At 72.0% G+C, this 17,926-nt stretch carries 19 protein-coding genes; 8 read left to right on the forward strand and 11 right to left on the reverse strand.

The genetic code is table 11. The features are described 5' to 3' along the window. Positions 1 to 117: 117 nt before the first annotated feature. The gene (locus AAHG03_RS25595; protein ID WP_342154402.1) at positions 118 to 609 is read right to left on the reverse strand and encodes a DUF427 domain-containing protein; all 492 of its coding nucleotides are present in this window, start codon (positions 607 to 609) and stop codon (positions 118 to 120) included. Between the two features lie 86 nt (positions 610 to 695). Here AAHG03_RS25595 and otsB point away from each other — a divergent pair, with 86 nt between their 5' ends. Together otsB and AAHG03_RS25605 are read left to right on the forward strand one after the other, a co-directional pair. Next, the gene (otsB, locus tag AAHG03_RS25600) at positions 696 to 1,451 is read left to right on the forward strand and encodes a trehalose-phosphatase (RefSeq protein ID WP_342154404.1); all 756 of its coding nucleotides are present in this window, start codon (positions 696 to 698) and stop codon (positions 1,449 to 1,451) included. A 292-nt stretch (positions 1,452 to 1,743) separates the two neighbouring features. Then, positions 1,744 to 2,742: a glucokinase gene (locus tag AAHG03_RS25605; protein WP_342154407.1), complete on the forward strand. Its 999-nt coding sequence runs from the start codon at positions 1,744 to 1,746 to the stop codon at positions 2,740 to 2,742. Between the two features lie 179 nt (positions 2,743 to 2,921). Here AAHG03_RS25605 and AAHG03_RS25610 read toward each other — a convergent pair whose 3' ends face one another. Together AAHG03_RS25610 and AAHG03_RS25615 are read right to left on the reverse strand one after the other, a co-directional pair. Continuing rightward, positions 2,922 to 4,562, reverse strand: coding sequence for a putative bifunctional diguanylate cyclase/phosphodiesterase (locus AAHG03_RS25610; RefSeq protein ID WP_342154409.1), 1,641 nt, complete (start codon positions 4,560 to 4,562; stop codon positions 2,922 to 2,924). 5 nt (positions 4,563 to 4,567) lie between these two features. Further along, complete coding sequence (locus tag AAHG03_RS25615; protein WP_342154411.1) at positions 4,568 to 5,113, reverse strand: heme NO-binding domain-containing protein; 546 nt, start codon at positions 5,111 to 5,113, stop codon at positions 4,568 to 4,570. Between the two features lie 297 nt (positions 5,114 to 5,410). Between AAHG03_RS25615 and AAHG03_RS25620 the strand changes: the two genes are divergently transcribed. The 6 genes from AAHG03_RS25620 to AAHG03_RS25645 all read left to right on the forward strand — a co-directional run bounded on the left by AAHG03_RS25620 (position 5,411) and on the right by AAHG03_RS25645 (position 13,432). After that, positions 5,411 to 6,304: a DUF3108 domain-containing protein gene (locus AAHG03_RS25620; RefSeq protein ID WP_342154413.1), complete on the forward strand. Its 894-nt coding sequence runs from the start codon at positions 5,411 to 5,413 to the stop codon at positions 6,302 to 6,304. Between the two features lie 202 nt (positions 6,305 to 6,506). Next, complete coding sequence (locus AAHG03_RS25625; protein ID WP_342154415.1) at positions 6,507 to 6,812, forward strand: hypothetical protein; 306 nt, start codon at positions 6,507 to 6,509, stop codon at positions 6,810 to 6,812. A 54-nt stretch (positions 6,813 to 6,866) separates the two neighbouring features. Beyond that, positions 6,867 to 10,247, forward strand: coding sequence for a helicase-related protein (locus AAHG03_RS25630; RefSeq protein ID WP_342154416.1), 3,381 nt, complete (start codon positions 6,867 to 6,869; stop codon positions 10,245 to 10,247). A gap of 22 nt (positions 10,248 to 10,269) precedes the next feature. Continuing rightward, complete coding sequence (locus tag AAHG03_RS25635; RefSeq protein ID WP_342154418.1) at positions 10,270 to 10,548, forward strand: RNA-binding S4 domain-containing protein; 279 nt, start codon at positions 10,270 to 10,272, stop codon at positions 10,546 to 10,548. Positions 10,549 to 10,920: 372 nt separating this feature from the next. Beyond that, positions 10,921 to 12,111, forward strand: a complete 1,191-nt coding sequence (gene tuf, locus AAHG03_RS25640; protein ID WP_342154420.1) for an elongation factor Tu — start codon at positions 10,921 to 10,923, stop codon at positions 12,109 to 12,111. A 385-nt stretch (positions 12,112 to 12,496) separates the two neighbouring features. Next, positions 12,497 to 13,432, forward strand: coding sequence for a LysR family transcriptional regulator (locus tag AAHG03_RS25645; RefSeq protein WP_342154423.1), 936 nt, complete (start codon positions 12,497 to 12,499; stop codon positions 13,430 to 13,432). Positions 13,433 to 13,540: 108 nt separating this feature from the next. Here the strand turns inward: AAHG03_RS25645 and AAHG03_RS25650 are convergent, their stop codons facing one another. The 8 genes from AAHG03_RS25650 to AAHG03_RS25685 form a co-directional block, all read right to left on the reverse strand. Continuing rightward, positions 13,541 to 13,765, reverse strand: coding sequence for a hypothetical protein (locus AAHG03_RS25650; protein ID WP_342154425.1), 225 nt, complete (start codon positions 13,763 to 13,765; stop codon positions 13,541 to 13,543). A gap of 123 nt (positions 13,766 to 13,888) precedes the next feature. Further along, positions 13,889 to 14,572, reverse strand: coding sequence for an HAD family hydrolase (locus tag AAHG03_RS25655; RefSeq protein ID WP_342154427.1), 684 nt, complete (start codon positions 14,570 to 14,572; stop codon positions 13,889 to 13,891). An 11-nt stretch (positions 14,573 to 14,583) separates the two neighbouring features. Continuing rightward, complete coding sequence (locus tag AAHG03_RS25660) at positions 14,584 to 14,868, reverse strand: hypothetical protein (RefSeq protein WP_342154430.1); 285 nt, start codon at positions 14,866 to 14,868, stop codon at positions 14,584 to 14,586. Positions 14,869 to 15,023: 155 nt separating this feature from the next. After that, the gene (locus tag AAHG03_RS25665) at positions 15,024 to 15,461 is read right to left on the reverse strand and encodes a DUF2934 domain-containing protein (RefSeq protein WP_342154432.1); all 438 of its coding nucleotides are present in this window, start codon (positions 15,459 to 15,461) and stop codon (positions 15,024 to 15,026) included. Positions 15,462 to 15,550: 89 nt separating this feature from the next. Further along, positions 15,551 to 15,811, reverse strand: coding sequence for a hypothetical protein (locus tag AAHG03_RS25670; RefSeq protein WP_342154434.1), 261 nt, complete (start codon positions 15,809 to 15,811; stop codon positions 15,551 to 15,553). An 82-nt stretch (positions 15,812 to 15,893) separates the two neighbouring features. After that, positions 15,894 to 16,289, reverse strand: a complete 396-nt coding sequence (locus AAHG03_RS25675) for a hypothetical protein (protein ID WP_342154436.1) — start codon at positions 16,287 to 16,289, stop codon at positions 15,894 to 15,896. After that, positions 16,286 to 16,699, reverse strand: a complete 414-nt coding sequence (locus AAHG03_RS25680; protein WP_342154438.1) for a hypothetical protein — start codon at positions 16,697 to 16,699, stop codon at positions 16,286 to 16,288. The genes AAHG03_RS25675 and AAHG03_RS25680 overlap by 4 nt, the downstream gene beginning before the upstream one ends. 252 nt (positions 16,700 to 16,951) lie before the next feature. Then, positions 16,952 to 17,839, reverse strand: coding sequence for an outer membrane protein (locus tag AAHG03_RS25685; RefSeq protein ID WP_342154440.1), 888 nt, complete (start codon positions 17,837 to 17,839; stop codon positions 16,952 to 16,954). Between the last annotated feature and the right edge of the window lie 87 nt (positions 17,840 to 17,926).

Below are 17,926 nucleotides of genomic sequence, written 5' to 3' on the forward strand. Positions count from 1 at the left end.
GCTAGCGGCGTCCCCCGCCCACGTCGGGTCGGGTGACGCCTCTAGGTTTTGTTCTGCCGCGCTTTCTTTCGACGAACCGGCTGCCACTTCGTCGGAAAGCGCTTTTGCCGAATTCCGTCACCACCCCATCGTGCCGGGCCCGCCCTTGAACGGCCCGACGAGGCCGGGCGTGATCCAGCCGCCGTAGAAGCCGCCGGGCTGCGGCTCGGCCCGCACGTCGCCGACGAGGCAGGAATCCATCGGCCCGGCATAGAAGGCGACGTAGCCGGCGATTCTGCGGAAATCCGGCGTCGGGTCGGGATAGGCCCAGGCGGCGCCCGGTGCTTGGCTGCCGCCGGTCACGTCGAACAGCACCGCCCGGCCCTTCCACTCGCAGATGCCGGCCCGGCGGGGTGGCCCGAGCACGCCTTCCGCCACGTCCTCGGGCGGAAAGTAGTAGGTTGGCGGGTGGCTGGTCTCCAGCACGCGAAAACCCGCGGTGGTCGAGGCGATGGTCTGCCCGCCCAGAACGACCGTCAGCCGCTCGGCCACCGGCTCCAGCCGGGGCGGGCGGGGATAGTCCCAGACGCTTTCCTGTCCGGGGCCGGGGCGGATGGGGATGGGCCGCACGGGCGCCTCCGTTGATGGTGGGACACCGGTTTGTCGCGGCTCGCCCTCATGCTAGCGCAGGACGAACGCGGGAGAAGGACGACGCCGTGAGCGAGATTGCAGATTACGCCCTGTTCCTCGATTTCGACGGCACCCTGGTCGAGATCGCGCCGCGGCCCGACGCGGTGCGGGTCGATCCCGATCTCGTGACGACGCTGGAGCGGCTGCGCACCCGGCTCGGCGGCGCGCTCGCCATCGTGACCGGGCGGCCGGTCGCGGTGATCGACGACTTTCTCAAGCCCGCCCGGTTCGACGTCGCCGGCCTGCACGGGGTCGAGCGGCGCGTGGACGGTCGCTTGAGCGGCGGACGCCCCGAGGACCATCCGGCCCTGCGCGCGGGCGTCGAGCGGCTGCACGCCGAGACCGCCCGCTACGAGGCGGTGCTGATCGAGGACAAGGGCGCCTCGGTCGCGGTGCATTGGCGCCTCGCCGCCCCCGCGGACGCACAGGCCGCGGAAGAAATCGTCAAGGCGGTGGCGGCCGATCTCGGCGGCGACTACCGGCTCCAGCTCGGCAAGGCGGTCGGCGAGATCGTGCCGGCCTCCGCCACCAAGGCCCACGCCATCCGGGCCTTCGGCGAGGCCGCCCCCTATGCCGGCCGCCGCGCCATCTTCATGGGCGACGACCGCACCGACGAGATCGCCTTCGCCTCGGTCAACGCGGACGGCGGCATCAGCGTCCGCATCGGCGACGGCGACACGGTCGCGCCCTACCGCCTCGCCACGCCAGCCGACGTGCGGGCGCTGCTGACCGCCTGGGCCGAGGGGAGGACGATCGACCCGGATGCGCTGCCGCGGGCTTGAGGCGTTTGCAAAGACACCGGCACGACGAGCGAGCCCCCATTTGACAACTCTCGGCCGTCATTCCGGGGCTCGCCGAAGGCGAGAACCCGGAATCCACGACTGGCCGCGACGCCTCGTACAGCCGCGCATCACGGGTGGATTCCGGGTTCCGCTGCGCGGCCCCGGAATGACGGCGGGGGGCCATCGACTGCCATGAAGGCAACCCGCCCCTGATCCCACGCTTGTCGACCGGATCGCCGACCCTCTGTTAGGGTCGCTGCGGCAAAACGCGGCGAGAGACGACGGCAAACGCATGTTCGAATTTCCGGTGCTGGTCGGCGACATCGGCGGGACGAACGCCCGCTTCGGCCTGATCGAGACGGTCGGCGCGGCGGCCCGCGTCCTCGCCCATGAGCCGACCGCGGGTTACGCCGACCCCAGCGCGGCGATCCGCGCCGCCCTCGACAAGAGCGGCGCGCCCGCGCCCCGCTCGGCGATCCTGGCCATCGCCGGCCGGGTCGATTCTCCTGCGGTGCAGCTCACCAACGCCCATTGGGTGGTCGCGGGGGAAGCGATCGGCCGGGATTTCGGCCTCTCGCGGGTCACGGTGGTCAACGATTACGTGCCGGTGGCGGCGGGCGCCGCCGCCATCGCCCCCGACGACCTGACGTCGGTCGGCCCCGAGCGGCACGAGGCGCACGGGCCGCGGGTGGTGCTCGGGCCCGGCACCGGCTTCGGCGCGGCCGCGCTCGTGCCCTACGAGGACCGCCTCGCCATCGTCTCGACGGAGGCCGGCCACACCGATCTCGGTCCCTCCGACGCGGCCGAGACCGAGATCTGGGCCGCGGCCGAGCGCACCGACGACCGCATCACCGTCGAGACGCTGCTGTCGGGCCCCGGCCTGTCGCGGCTGCACGCGGCGATCCGGACCGTGCGCGGCGGCGACGGCCCCGTCCTCGACCCCGCCGAGATCACCCGCACCGGCCTCTCGGGCGAGGATCCTCACGCGCAGGAAGCGCTCGACCTGTTCGCCCGGCTGCTCGGCCGCGTCTGCGGCGACCTCGCCCTCACGTTCCTGGCCACGGGGGGCGTCTATATCGGCGGCGGCATCGCACCGCGGATCGTGCCGGTGCTGCGTTCGGGCGGGTTTCGCGACGCGTTCGAGCGCAAGGCCCCGTTCGCGGCGCAGATGCGCGACATCCCCACCAGCATCATCACCGTGAAGGACCCGGCCTTCGGCGGGCTCGCCGCGCTGGCGAGCGAGGGCGGGCGCTTCGTCTATCACGGCCAGGTCTGGACGCCGGGCGGCTGAGGGCGGTTCGGGGCTCGCATCCTCCCACCCCATCCCCTCATCCTGAGGTGCCGCTAAGCGGCCTCGAAGGAGGGCTCCAGGGATCGCGCGGCCGGCTGGAGCCCTCCTTCGAGGCTTCACCTTCGGCTACGCACCTCAGGATGAGGGGATCGAGTGGGGGAAGCCGGCCGGGCGGACCCTCACGCGACCGAGCGCGCGGCGGTGAGCCCGAGATGCTCCGTAAAACCATCCGCCGGCATCGGGCGGCCGAACAGGTAGCCCTGGAGCTGGCGGCAGCCGAGATGGATCAGCCAGAGGGCCTGGGAGGAATCCTCCACGCCCTCCGCCACGAGGCGCAGGTCGAGGGCGCGGGCGATCTGCACCATGGCGCTGAGGATGCTGCGGGCCTTGTGGTCGGCGGCGACGTCCTGGGTCAGCAGGCGGTCGAGCTTGAGCGTGTGGATCGGCAGCTGGCGCAGGTAGCCGATATTGGCGTAGCCCACTCCGAAATCGTCGAGCGCGATGCGCACGCCGCGGGCGGCGAGGCGCTCCAGCTGCGCCCGCGCCCGGTCGAGGTCGTTGAGCAGCACCTCCTCGGTGATCTCGACGGTGAGCGCGCGCGCCGGGAAATCGAGTTCGTCGAGCAGCCCGAACACCTCGTCGACGACCGAGCCGGCCTTGAACTGGCTCGGCGAGAGGTTGACCGAGAGATAGTCGAGCCGGCCCGCCGCGATCCACGCCTTCGCAAGCGGGCAGGCCCGGCGCATCATCGCGGCGAACAGGTCGGGCATCAGCCCGCGCTCCTCGGCGAGCCCGATGAAGGCGTTCGGCGGCAGGAAGCCGAGGGTCGGGTGGGTCCAGCGGGCGAGCGCCTCGGCTCCGACCGGACGGCAATCGGCGCCGTCGACGATCGGCTGGAACCACGGCACGATGCCCCCCTCGCGGATCGCCCGGGCGAGGTCGGCGCCGAGCGCGTGGCGCGCCTCGATCGCGCGGCCCATCGCGGGCTCGAACAGGGTCGCGCGGCCGCGCTCGGCCTTCGAGCGGTAGAGGGCGATGTCGGCGAAGCGCTGCAGCTCGCCGCCGGTGCGGGCGTCGTCGGGGAAGACCGCGATGCCGACCGAGCAGGAGGCCTCCAGGCTGCGCCCCCGGTGCGGGACCGGGCGGCGGATCGCGGCGGCGAGCTCCGCGCCGAGGCGGGCGAGGTCGGTGCCGGGCGGGGCGGGCAGGAGCGCGGCGAACTCGTCGCCGCCGAGCCGGGCCACCAGGGCGGCGGGCCCGAGCAGGGTCCTCAGGCGGCGGGCGGTGCGCCGGAGGAAGATGTCGCCGGCCTCGTGGCCGAGGCTGTCGTTGATGTCCTTGAAGCGGTCGAGGTCGATGAGCAGCAGGGCGAAGCGGGCCCCGTCGCGCCGAGCCGTCGCCAGCGCATCGTCCTGGATATCGTATCCAGGACGATGCGCCGGGTTCTCGTGCCGCATCGGCTTTTCTCCGAAAGCCGGCGGCCACCTTTCGGGCCGATGCTCTAGGCTCTCCTCAAGGGCGCGGACGAACCGGGTCCGGCTGGCGAGCCCGGTGAGCCCGTCCCGCTCGGCGAGGTCGAGGGCGTGGGCGCGGGCGTCGGCGAGTTCGCGGGTGCGCTCCTCGACACGCGCCTCCAGCTCCGCGGCGAAGCGGCCGAGCTGCCGGTTGACCTCGTACAGCGCCCGCGACTTCTCCTCCAGCAGCGCCTCCGCCTCGGTGCGGGCGGCGCGCTCGCGCTCCAGCCGGCGCTCCAGGCGGCGGATGCGCGCCTCGGCGTCGGGCGGCTCGGCGAGCGCGACAGGGAGGGGGACCGGCGGCACGGGCGTCAGGCGGCGTGGCGGATGGAGAAGCGCACGAAGGGGCCGGCCGGCGCCTCCATCCGCGCCGTCGCGATGGCGATGGGCTGGCGGTAATGCTCGGCGGCCGCGCGGATCATCCCCTCCGCCAGGGCTTCGAGCGGCCGGCAGCTCGCGTAGTCGAGGTCGATCGCGTCCGCGCCCCGGCGGTTGAGGCGGAACACCGGCAGCTCGGCATCGGGATAGAGCTTGTGCACCTCGACGTGGATGTGCCCGTCGACGCTGTCGAGGAAGTCGAACAGGCTCGTCTGCGCGGCGAAGAAATCCGGATGGGTCACGGCGAAGCGCCCGCACAGGTGGCGGCCGAACAGCCCGAGCAGATCGGGGGCGGGCGTGCCGGTGCGGCGCGCGAGCGCGGCGACCAGCGCCTGCATCTCGGTATGCGGATAGGTGCCGACCGCCGTGTAGGCGCCGCCGCTCGGTACGGCCGCGTCGTCGATGACGTCGTCGGCCATGTCGGGGCCGTGCGTCGCCGCCACGAAGTCCAGGAATTCGGTGAACACCACGCCCTTCATAGATCGCTCGCCGATGCTGATCTTTGTTAAGACGCTGACCGATGAGGTTTACCATCGGGTTAAGGCTGGTCCGATACTCCCGCAGCCTGTCGTCTGTGTTGCGGAGAATTGTCTGCTGACCGACAATTGAATTGCGCGCTCTCGCGAAGATGCGTCAGCGGCCCCCTGCCCTTTCGCGCCGGACCGGCTGGCGCCGATCCAACGGTCTGTTAACCTTGACGGCGCGATAACCGCTTCCGTCCCCACCGGCCTCGTCCCGAGGCGGGCCGGGAGCGTGGAGCCGTCCAGAGTCCGACCATGCGCGCCAAGCCCTTCCTTCGCGCCTGCCCCCTCCTCCTCGCGGCAGTGGCCCTTCCGGCCGTGGCGCAGGCGGCGCCGCGCTCGGGCAAAGCCCGCGCGGCGGCGGGCGTCACGATCGATTACAGCGTGAACCTCGCCGGCATCCCGATCGGCAACGCCCAGCTCACCGGCGCTTTCGAGGGCCCGCGCTACCGCATGGACGTGTCGGCGGTGCTGACCGGCCTCGTCGGCGCGGTGACCGGCGGCCAGGGCTCGGCCCGCTCCAGCGGCACGCTGGCGCAGGCCCCGCTGCCGAGCGCCTTCTCCATCGCCACCCGCACCAGCCATTCCGGCATCGCCGTGCGCATGGCGCTCTCCGGCGGCAACGTCACCCAGGCCGAGGTGACCCCGCCGCTGCTCGACACCGGCGACCGCGTGCCCGTCACCGCGGCGGCCAAGCGCGGCGTGGTCGATCCGGCGAGCGCGCTGGCGATGCCCGCCCGCACCAAGGGCGCGCTGCTCGATCCCGAGAACTGCAACCGCACGCTCCCCGTGTTCGACGGCGCGACCCGCTTCGACGTGGTGCTGAGCTACGGCGAGACCCGCGAGATCCAGAAGCCCGGCTATGCCGGCCCGGTGCTCGTCTGCAACGCCCGCTACGTCGCCATCGCCGGCCACCGCGCCGACCGGCCCGGCGTGCGCTTCATGGAGGAGAACCGCGATATGTCGGTCTGGCTCGCCCCCGTCGAGGCGGCGCGGGTTCTGGTGCCGATGCGCATCGCGGTGCGCACCACGCTCGGCACCAACATCATCGAGGCGACCCGCTGGACCCAGACGGGCACCGGCACGGCGAAGGGCAGCGAGGCGACGCCCGCGACCGTCGCCGAGGCGAGTCTTTCGGAGGGTCGGTGAGCCCCGCTGAGGCCCAACGCCAGACTGGCGCGGGTCCCCTCCCCCTTGCGGGGCGGGGTCAGGGGTGGGGGTGGTTCAGGATGAATCGCCGAGCCTCATCCGGCACCACCCCCACCTCCTACCTCCTCCCCGCAAGGGGGAGGAGAAGCGCCTCGTTCTGGCGGTGACGGCCCGTCAAGGCTTTGCGCCTTTGATCGCCGCCATGCCCTCCCCTCCCCGCCTCGCGCTGATCGCGATTCTCGCCGCCCCCGCGGCCCAGGCCGGCCCCCTCTCCACCGGCCCCGATTGCGGCCCCGACGCCTTCTCCACGGCGGAAGTCATCGAGCACCGCCCGCCCCGCCGGGGGCCGCTCACGGCCGTGCCGCAGACGCTCTGCGCCGACCTCGCTCCCCAGGCCCCGGCGCCGGTCGACATCCATCTCTATCCGGGCCTCGGCGCCCCGGTTGGCAGCCGGGGCTCCGGCGACCCATATGAGGGAGGCCGCCGCGGCCCGTATCCGCGCCCGTAGCGGTCTCCCTGCCTCTCCGACGGCCTCGCGTGCCGTAGGGAACGCCCCCGCCGCATGACGCTTCGCCATCTTTCCCGCGAGTCCCGCGCGCGCGGCGTGACGGCGGTGCTCGGGCCCACCAACACGGGCAAGACGCACCTCTCCATCGAGCGGATGCTCCAGCATCCCACCGGCATGATCGGCCTGCCGCTGCGGCTGCTCGCCCGCGAGGTCTATCTGCGTGTGGTGGCCAAGGTCGGCGTCGAGAACGTTGCCCTCGTCACCGGCGAAGAGAAAATAAAGCCGGACCGGCCGCGCTACTGGATCTGCACCATCGAGGCGATGCCGCGCGACCTCGAAGTCGCGTTCGTGGCGATCGACGAGATTCAGCTCGCCGCCGACATGGACCGCGGCCACGTCTTCACCGACCGCCTGCTCTATCGCCGGGGCCGCGAGGAGACGCTGCTGATCGGCTCCTCGACGATGAAGCCGCTGGTCGAATCGCTGATTCCCGGCGTGCAGACGACGACCCGCCCGCGCCTCTCCCAGCTGACCTTCGCGGGCGAGAAGAAGATTTCGCGCCTGCCCCACCGCACGGCGATCGTCGCCTTCTCGGCCGAAGAGGTCTACGCCATCGCCGAGCTGATCCGGCGCCAGCGCGGCGGCGCGGCGGTGGTGCTCGGTGCGCTCTCGCCCCGCACCCGCAATTCGCAGGTCGAACTCTACCAGTCGGGCGACGTCGATTATCTCGTCGCCACCGACGCGGTCGGGATGGGGCTCAACCTCGACGTCGATCACGTGGCCTTCGCGGCCAACTGGAAATACGACGGCACCCGCTTCCGCAAGCTGACGCCCGCCGAGATGGGCCAGATCGCGGGGCGCGCCGGGCGCCACATCGCGGACGGCACCTTCGGCTCGACGGGGCGCTGCCCGCCCTTCGAGCCGGAGATGATCGAGGCGCTTGAGAGCCACGACTTCGAACCCTTGCGCATCCTGCAATGGCGCAACCCCGATCTCGATTTCGGTTCGCTGGAGGCGCTGCAGGCGAGCCTCGACCGGCATCCGCAGGAGCCCGGCTTGACCCGCGCCCCCATGGGCGAGGACCAGCAGGCTCTCGAGATCCTGATGCGCGAGGACGACATCCGCGACATGGCCAAGGGCCCCGCGGCGGTCCGCCGCCTGTGGGACGCCTGCGGCCTGCCGGACTACAGAAAAGTTCATCCGCAGACCCACGCCGACCTCGTCGCCCAGCTCTATCGCTTCCTGATGCGCGGCATGGCGGGCCGCATCCCCAACGACTGGTTCGCCCGCCACGTGGCGATGATCGACCGCACCGACGGCGACATCGACGCCCTGTCGCAGCGCATCGCGCAGGGGCGCACGTGGACCTTCGTGGCGAATCGCCCCGACTGGTTGCTCGATCCTCTGCATTGGCAGGGCGAGACGCGTCGGGTAGAGGACAGGCTGTCCGACGCCCTGCACGAGCGCCTTGCGAGCCGCTTCGTCGACAGGCGCACCAGCGTCCTGATGCGGCGCCTGAGAGAGAAGACGATGCTGGAAGCCGAGATCACCTCCGGCGGTGACGTCACCGTCGAAGGTCAACACGTGGGCCGTCTGCACGGCTTCCAATTCGTGCCGGACCCTCAGGCCGAGGGGCACGAGGCCAAGACTCTGCGCTCGGCCGCCGAGAAGGCGTTGGCCGGCGAGATCGAGGCCAGGGCCGACCGCTTCGCCTCGGCCGCCGACGCGGCCCTCGTGCTCTCGCACGATGGCGTGATCCGCTGGACCGGCGACCCGGTCGCCAAGCTCACGCCCGGCGACAAGCTGTTCGAGCCCGGCATTCGCCTCGTCGCCGACGACAGCCTCACCGGCCCGGCCCGCGAGAAGGTCGAGGCGCGGCTGACCGCGTGGCTGCGCGCCCACGTCACCCGCCTGCTCGGGCCGCTGATGGAGATCGAATCGGCCGCCGACCTCACCGGGCTTTCCCGCGGCATCGGCTATCAGGTGGTCGAGGCGTTGGGCGTCTTGGAGCGCGCCAAGGTCGCGCACGAGATGCGCAGCCTCGATCAGGACGGGCGGGCGAACCTGCGCCGCCACGGCGTGCGCTTCGGCGCCTACCACATCTTCCTGCCCGCGCTCCTGAAGCCGGCGCCGCGCACGCTCGCGGCCCAGCTCTGGGCGCTCAAGAACGGCGGCCTCGACCAGCCGGGTCTCGACGAGATCGCGCATCTGGCGGGCTCCGGCCGCACCTCGATCAAGGTCGATCCGGCCATCGCCAAGGGTCTCTACCGCGCCGCGGGCTTCCGGGTGTGCGGCGAGCGCGCCGTGCGCGTCGACATCCTCGAGCGTCTGGCCGACCTGATCCGCCCGGCCATCGCCTACCGCCCCGGCACCACGGTGGGCGAGCCCCCGGCCGGGACCGCCGACGGCGACGGGTTCGTGGCGACCGTCAACATGACCTCGCTGGTCGGCTGCTCGGGCGAGGACTTTGCGTCCATCCTGAAGTCGCTGGGCTACGTTGCGCAGTCGCGGCCGGGCCCGGCCATCACCGTGCCGCTCATCGCCGCCGCCCCGACCGTGCCGGCCGCGGCCCGCGCCGCCGAGGCTGCCGCCTCCGACGAGACGGCTTCGCAGGAGGCCGTGTCCGAGGCTCCGGCCGAAGCGGAGACAGCCGCCGCGCAGCCCGAGACCGCGGAGCAGGACGGCGAGACGCCCCCGGTCGCCGCGGAGGGCGCTCCGGCCTCCGAGGCCCCCGCCGAAGAGCCCTCCCCCGAGACTCCGGCGGAGGCCGCCGCCGAGGCGCCGGCCGCCCCGAGCGAAGAGACCGCCGAGACGCCGGCCGAGCCGGCTTCTGCCGAGAACACCGCGCCGATGCCGGCCGAGACGGCGCAGGCCGTCGAGAACGCCGCCGCGACCGGCGAGGTCGAGGCGGTCGATGCCGCCGATTCCTCCGTGCCGACCGAGGACGCCCCCGAGGCCGAGGCGCCCGCCGCCCCGGCCGTGCCGGAGGCGATCGAGGTGTGGCACCTGCACCGTCCGCAGCGCCAGTCCGGCCCGCGCCACGGCCGCGGCCAAGGCCGCCAGGATGGTCGCGAAGGTGGACGTGAAGGGGGCCGCGAGGGCGGTCGCCGCGACGGGCGTCCGGGCGAAGGCCGCGGGGGCGACGGCCAGGGCCCGCGCCGTCCCCGCGAGGACCGGCCCGAGGGCGGCCGTCCGCCCCGCCCGGCGGAAGCCAGAGGCGAGGGACGCGGTGAAGGCCGTGGCGAGAACCGCGGCGAGGGCGGTCCCCGCCGCGACGGTGGCCCGCGCAACCGTCCCGACCGCCGCGACGACAACCGCCGCCCGCCCCAGGAGCCGCGCCCGCCGCGCCGCGAGCGCCAGCCCGATCCCGATTCGCCCTTCGCGGCGCTCGCCGCCCTGAAGGCGAAGCTCGAATCGGACGGGGGCAAGCGCTGAGGGCTTTGGGCCCTCAGGTACCATGAGCGAGGCGCGCCAGCGCCTCGACAAGTGGCTGTGGTTCGCGCGCTTCGCCCGGACCCGGTCGATGGCGGCCCGCCTCGTCGCGGACGGCCATGTCCGCGTCAACGGCACGCGGGCGACCGCGCCGGCCAAGGCGGTCCATCTCGGCGACGTGCTGACGGTGGCCGCCCCCCACGGCACGATGCTGGTCCGCATCCTCGACCTCGGCGAACGCCGCGGCGGCGCCCCGGAGGCGCAGCGGTTGTACGAGGCGGTCAGGGGAGACGCCGGTCCCTGAGTGGGGTCGTGGCGATGGTCAGGCCTTCGAACCGCGGTGCCGGTTCGCTCCGGTTCCTAATTACTATCGCCGTCATTCCGGGGCCGCGCAGCGGAACCCGGACCCGGAGGGGCGCGCCGGAGGCGTGCAATCCACCCGTGATGCGCGGTCCCAAAAGGCGTCGAGACCAGTCGTGAATTCCGGGTTCGCTTCGCGCCCCGGAATGACGGGGAGAGGATTGGATCGGCAAAATCCAGCCTCGTAGGGCGCCGTCGCCCAAGCCCCATGGCCCGCGCGAAAAATCCCCTGCTTGATCATCGCCGCTTAAGCCTCTAAGCGGTCCGCGCCTTTATGTCCGGCATCGGCCGGGCGTGTCCGCGATAGGAATGCACGATGGGCAAGGAAAAGTTCTCCCGCACGAAGCCGCACTGCAACATCGGCACGATCGGTCACGTCGATCACGGCAAGACGTCGCTGACGGCGGCGATCACGAAGGTGCTGGCGGAGTCGGGCGGGGCGACCTTCACGGCCTACGACCAGATCGACAAGGCCCCCGAGGAGAAGGCGCGCGGCATCACGATCTCGACCGCCCACGTCGAGTACGAGACCACCAACCGCCACTACGCCCACGTCGACTGCCCCGGCCACGCCGACTACGTGAAGAACATGATCACGGGCGCCGCCCAGATGGACGGCGCGATCCTGGTCGTGTCGGCCGCCGACGGCCCGATGCCGCAGACCCGCGAGCACATCCTGCTCGCCCGTCAGGTCGGCGTGCCGGCGCTGGTGGTGTTCCTCAACAAGGTCGACATGGTCGATGACGAGGAGCTCCTCGAGCTCGTCGAGCTCGAGGTGCGCGAGCTCCTCTCGAAGTACGACTTCCCCGGCGACGACATCCCGATCACCAAGGGCTCGGCCCTGTGCGCCCTTGAGGATCGCGAGGCCAAGATCGGCAAGGAAGCCGTTCTGAAGCTGATGGAGACGGTCGACGCCTACATCCCGCAGCCGGAGCGTCCGATCGACATGCCGTTCCTGATGCCGATCGAGGACGTGTTCTCGATCTCAGGGAGAGGCACGGTGGTGACGGGTCGCGTCGAGCGCGGCATCGTCAAGGTCGGCGAGTCGGTGGAGATCGTCGGCATCCGCGCGACGACCACGACGACGGTGACCGGCGTCGAGATGTTCCGCAAGCTGCTCGACCAGGGTCAGGCGGGCGACAATGTCGGCGTGCTGCTGCGCGGCACCAAGCGCGAGGACGTGGAGCGCGGCCAGGTCGTGTGCAAGCCGGGTTCGGTGAAGCCGCACGCCAAGTTCAAGGCCGAGGCCTACATCCTGACGAAGGAGGAGGGCGGTCGCCACACGCCGTTCTTCACCAACTACCGCCCGCAGTTCTACTTCCGCACCACGGACGTGACCGGCATCTGCACGCTGCCGGAGGGCACCGAGATGGTGATGCCGGGCGACAACGTGACGATGGACGTGGTCCTGATCGTGCCGGTGGCCATGGAAGAAAAGCTGCGCTTCGCCATCCGCGAGGGCGGCCGCACCGTCGGCGCCGGCGTCGTCGCCGCCATCAACGACTAATTTGTGAGTGGGCGCACTGCTTCGCGAGTGCGCCTTACCGTCGAGACTTAGGAGAGGGGCCGGCTTCGCGCCGGCCCTTTTCTTTTGCGTAGCCATTCAGGCGAGGCTGCGTAGGCCAATGCTGTCCTGAACTAACCCGCCGCCGTCATTCCGGGGCCGCGCAGCGGAACCCGGAATCCACCCGTGATGCGACGCTGTACGAGGCGTCGCGGCTAGTCGTGGATTCCGGGTTCGCCTGCGGCGAGCCCCGGAATGACGGTGGCGGGGAGAGGCGCGGACCGTGCCCCCCGCGCCGAGCCGGATCGGCGCTCCGCTTGAGCCCGCTCCCGCCCCGTCCTACCACGATCCGACGGCCCCGCCCTGCGGGCCCCCGGGATCGTGCCGCGTGATCGACAAGCTGGAATTCCTGCTGGCGCTCGCCCGCGAGCAGCATTTCGGGCGGGCGGCGGAGGCCTGCGGCGTCACCCAGCAGACGCTCTCGGCGGGTGTGAAGAGCCTGGAGGATCGCTTCGGCGTGCGCCTCGTCCAGCGGGGCTCGCGCTTCCAGGGCTTCACCCCCGAGGGCGACCGGGTGCTGGCCTGGGGCCGGCGCATCGTCGGCGACGCCCGCGCCATGCAGGACGACGTGGCCGCGCTCCGCCGCGGCCTGTCGGGCCACTTGCGCATCGCCGCGGTGCCGACCGCGCTGCCGATGGTGGCCGCGCTCACCACCCCCTACCGGGTGCGCTACCCCAACGTCCGCTTCAGCGTGCTCTCCACCACCTCGGAGGACATCTTTTCGCTGATCGACAATCTCGAGGCCGATGCCGGGCTCACCTACATCGACAACGAGCCGCTCGGGCGCGTCACCACCGTGCCGCTCTACACCGAGCATTACCAGCTGCTCACCGCGGCGGGCGGCCCCTATGCCGAGCGCGCCAGCGTCACCTGGGCGGAACTGTCGAAGATTCCGCTCTGCCTGCTGACGCCCAACATGCAGAACCGCCGGATCATCGACGAGCAACTGCGCAAGGCCGGCGGCGAGCCGGCGCCGACGCTCGAATCGAACTCGATGGTGGTGCTGATGACCCATGTGCGCACCCTGCAATGGGCCAGCGTGATGCCGGCGATCCTCGCCGACGCCCTGGGGCCGACCGAGGGCCTGCGGGCGATCCCCATCGTCGAGCCGGACCTGCGCCACGCCATCGGCCTCGTCGCCCCCCGCCGCGACCCGGCGACTCCGATGGTGACGGCGCTCCTCACCGTCGCCCGCACGGTGGCGCGCACGCTGGACGGGGCCGATCCGGCGCCGGCCGTGCTGCACGGCTCGGGGGCGGCGTGAGCGGGCGCTCACGCATCACCTCAACGACCGGCTTCAAGCCTCCAAAAACGACACGGCCTTTGCCGCGCGGTGGCAAAGGCCGTGTCTCTGCGGAAAGTCGAAAAAAAATCAGGCGCCCAGCGGCTCGCCGATGCGGGCGCGCAGGCGGGCGCGCAGGTTCTGGTTGGCGGGGCTGTGCTCGGCATCGAGCGCCCACATCAGGCGCAGCAGGCGGCTGATCGGCTGGGCCCGGTCCTCGATCGCCTCGGCGACCTGCTGGTGCAGGGACTTGCCCGGCAGGGAATTGCCCGAGAAGGCGGCGGTCGGCGAAAGCGTCTCGGCAGTGGTCGGCATCGCGTGCATCCCAAAAGCGGGCTTTGCCCCCCCGCGGGGCGGGCTCTTAGACCCTTCGGACTGGAATGGCTATAGGTTTGCCGGCTCGCGGTTACCGGCTTCCACGCATGACGGCGTCCCGCCTCACGACTTGTTCACCGCGAGCGGCGAACGGCTGTAGCCGTCGAGCAAGTCCTGCGGGTCGCGGTAGATCGCGATGCAACCGGCGGCCGACAGGTCGGCCTCGGGGAAGCCGCCGCACAAGAGCCCGATGGTCCGGATGCCCGCCTTACCCGCGGCTTGCGCGTCATAGGGCGTGTCGCCCACCGCGATCACCGCGTCCTTCGGCAGGTCGGGCAGCTTTTGAAGCGCCGCCTCGAAGATGTCCGGATGGGGCTTGGAGCGGTCGGCGTCGTCCGAACTCGTCACCGCATCGACCAGATCCGCGATCCCCAAAATCTTCTGGTAGTTCTCGACCTCCGAGGCCTTGCCCGACGAGGCGAGCGCGATGGTGTGCCCCTCCGCCCGCAGGTGGCCGAGCAGGTCGCGCACGCCGGGGAAGGGCCGCACGCGGTCGAGGTAGCGCCGCCTGAACAGGTCGGAGCGGTAGGCCTCGATGGTCTCGCCCTCGCGGGCGAGGCGGTCGGGATCGACGAAGACCGGCAGGAGTTGATCGCCGCCCTTGCCGATCTGGCGGCGGACCTGCGCCTCCTCGGTCTCTATGCCGAAATGCGCGAAGGCCTCGACCCAGGCGCGGGCATGCTGATCGACGCTGTCGAGCAGCGTGCCGTCGATGTCGAAGACGACGGCGCCTCGGGGGGATGCCAAAGCGGTGCCGCTCAGCGCGGGAAGATGTGCAGGCCGTCGTCGGGCAGCAGGTTGCGGGCCGGCCCGCCGGTCTGCTGGCCGCGGCCCTGCTGGTAGTAGGGCAGTTCGGGGCGCCGATCGTTGTCGCTGCCCGAATCGTATTCCCAAGGGGTGTTCCAGGGCGCGCGCCCGCTCACCGCCGGCACGGCCGGCCCCTCGAACACCGCCTCGCGCCGCGGGCCCGCCTCGGCCGAGCCGGCGGCCAGGGTGGCGCCGAGGCTCGTGGCGGCCAGCAATCCGATCGTCAGGGCGCGCATGGCTTGTCCTCGCGAAACGTCGCCCGGTCCGGGCGGTGAGGTTCAAACGGTCGAGCCTGCCCGGCGTTCCCGCGGGCGGCTCGCCTGAAACGACGAAGCCCGCCGTCCCTCGAAGGGCGGCGGGCTCTCGGAACCGTACCGGAAGAGGGACGGGTTCAGTGCAGCGACACGGCCTCGGCGGCGGCGGGGCGCTTGGCGCGGGCGGTCTTCGGCGCAGCCGTCTTGGCGATCGACTTGGCAGCGGCCTTGGCCGGAGCCTTCTCAGCGGTCTTCTCGGCCGTCTTGGCCGCCACCTTGGCCGGCTTCACCGCGGAGCGGGCGGCGGGCGACTTGGCGGCCTCGGCCACGCCCGACAGCGCCTCGGCGGGCGTGCGGACGGCCGGCTTGGCGGCACGGGGCTTCGACGCCTTCGGCGCCTTGGCCGGGGCGGCCTCGGCCACGATCTCGGCAGAGACTTCGGCGCGCGCCGCAACGGTGCGGCTCAGCTCGGCCTCGGCCTGCAGCCAGTGAATCTCGGCCCGGCCGAAGCCCCGGCCCTCGTCTTCCCAGATGTAGTAGGCGCGCTCGCGCACCTGGTGCTCGCACAACGGCATGAAGCCTCCTGATGATCGTCCGGCGTGAGCCCGAACGATGCGGAGGTCATGGTTAAGGTGCGGTTAATCGGGGCCCTGCCCTTTCGCGATCAGCCCCGCGTGAGCCGCCGATGGTTCGCCCGCACCTTGCGGCGGTAGCCCGCGACCACCGCCCCGGTCGAGGCGCCGGTGGCGATCTGCATCGCCGCCTCGCTCGCGGCAAAGATTTTCTCGCTCACCATGCGCTGCGCCTCGGCCTGGGCGGCGGTGCCGCCCGCCGCGAGCTTGGTCAGCCGCAGGCCGATCACCGCCTGCGATTCGAAGGCGAGCAGGGTCGCATCGACCCCGAGCTGCCACCACGGTCCGAACATTTCTTTGGGTTCTCCCCGAGGCGCCGTGCCGACGACGCGGAGGGCCGCTTCGCCGGTCGCGCGCGTCGAAACAAGGACGTGGTCAGTCGAAGCTGCGGCCCTTGGCGGCCGAGCCGCCGAGGCTGATCTTCTTCGGGGCGGGCGCGGCCCGGCCGCGGGTGGGCGCGGCGGCGGTGGGCTCGGCCGCGACGGGGGCCGCCTTCAGGTGCGACTGCCCGTGGATCACCGAGCCGATCTCGCCCGCGACGCGGATCAGGTCGTCGCGCTCGCAGGCGCGGGCGACCTTGAGGCCGAGCTGGTGCATGTGGCTCTTGCCGTAGAGGTAGGTCGCGAGCTTCGCCCGGGTCAGCGGCGCGATCGTCTCGAGGATGTAGGGCAGGTCGTAGTCGTCGGCGCGGTAGACCTCCCCGAGCAGTTCGAGGGAGACCGGGCATTCCGGATCGACGGTCGCGCCGGTGGTCGGGTGGGCCTGGCTCATGGGTCACCTGCTGGCGAGGGGTTGACGGTGTCGTCCTCCGCCGCGGCCAGGGCCGCGCTCGGGGGACGGGACGCACGCACGGGCGGGGCCGCCTCGACCGGACGCGCGAGGAAGCGCGGATCGAGGCATCCGGTGCAGACCGAGGCGATCGCGAGGCGGGCGCGCCGGTCGGCCCGCTCCCAGACGGTCTCCCGCCCGGCCTCACGCCCTTGCCCGGCCGCCGCGACGGCCCGCCCCTGCCCCGATCCGACCGACGCGTCGGGGACCGGGTTGGGGCGAATCCGCAGGTAGAGCGGTTCCTCCGCGCGGACAGCGGCGGGCATAGCCGAGAGCGCGGCGGCGGCAAAGAGCGCGGCGGCGCGGGCCCGCCCCCGCATCGACGCCGACCGGTCGTCCTTGGCTCGTCTCATCGGATGCGCGGCCTCGCCCTGGCATTCGCGGGAACCGGCGGGCCCGCTCGCGAGCATCCGGACCGGCAGCATCGGCCGTTATGGTAAACCGGACATGAAGGCCGGGGCGCGGCACCCTTGCGGCGTGGACACGAAAAAAAGAGCCCGGCGCTGGGGGCGCCGGGCTCGGGGGAAACCGGCGGCTCGTGCGAGCCGTCGGGCCTTGAGGAAGGTGTCGAGACTTCCCGTGAGACCGCCCTGGGGCGGTGCGTCTTAGTACGAGCCGAACTTGTAGTTGATGCCGGCGCGGACGACGGCGAACTCGGTCTCGCGGACCTGCTGGCCGCCGCTGACGAGCAGGACGCCGGGGCTGTTCACCGTGACGGTGCGGCCGGCGTTGTCGACGGCGAAGGCGCCGTTGCGGACCGAGCCCCGGTCGAGGTTCACGTACAGGCCTTCGACCTTCAGGGTCACGGCCGAGGAGCGGAAGAAGTTCAGGAAGCTGTCGGTCGGCAGGGCGTACTCGACGCCGCCGCCGGCGGCCCAGCCGGTCTGGAAGTCGTTGCTCGACACGCCGGTGCCGAAGTCGCGACCGCCGCCGCCGCCGTAGGCGAAGCCGCCGGTGCCGTACACCAGGGTGCGGTCGAAGGCGTAACCGATGCGGCCGCGCACGGTGCCGAAGTAGTCGAGGCCGGCGATGCCCGCCGGGTTGAACACCTGCTGGGCGGCCAGACCGTTGATGCCGGGCACGCTGTTGGCGACCTGGAAGCGGTTCCGCTCACGGCCGAAATCGGCGTACTGCGCGTCGGCCTCGACGCCGACGACGAAGCCGGAGCCCGGCGTGAACTGGTAGTTGTAGCCGATCTGACCGCCGCCGACGAAGCCCTCGTTGGTGCGGCTGTTGTTGAAGGCCAGGACCGCGGTGGTGCCGGCGGGCACGAGCAGCGAGGCGCCGTTGAGGCCGAGCACGGTCGGGGCGTTGCGGTTGTCGTTGGTGCCGAAGCCGTAGCCCGCGTTGAAGCCGGCGTAGAAGCCGGTCCAGGTGAACACCGGCACCGGCTGGAACACCGGCGGCGGGGCCATGCGGCGGGGAAGGTCGGCGGCCGAGGCGGCGACGGTGCCGACGACGAGGGCGGTGGAAGCGAGGAGAAGGGTCTTCATGGGATCGGGTTCCTGCAAGTTCGGCGGGAGCCGGCGCGCCGCGCGCTCCGGAATGTTATGGCCTGCATCCTGGCCGGTGAGTGCCGG

It is taken from the genome of Methylorubrum subtropicum, from assembly GCF_038442325.1.
GTDB classification, from domain to species: Bacteria; Pseudomonadota; Alphaproteobacteria; order Rhizobiales; family Beijerinckiaceae; genus Methylobacterium; species Methylobacterium subtropicum.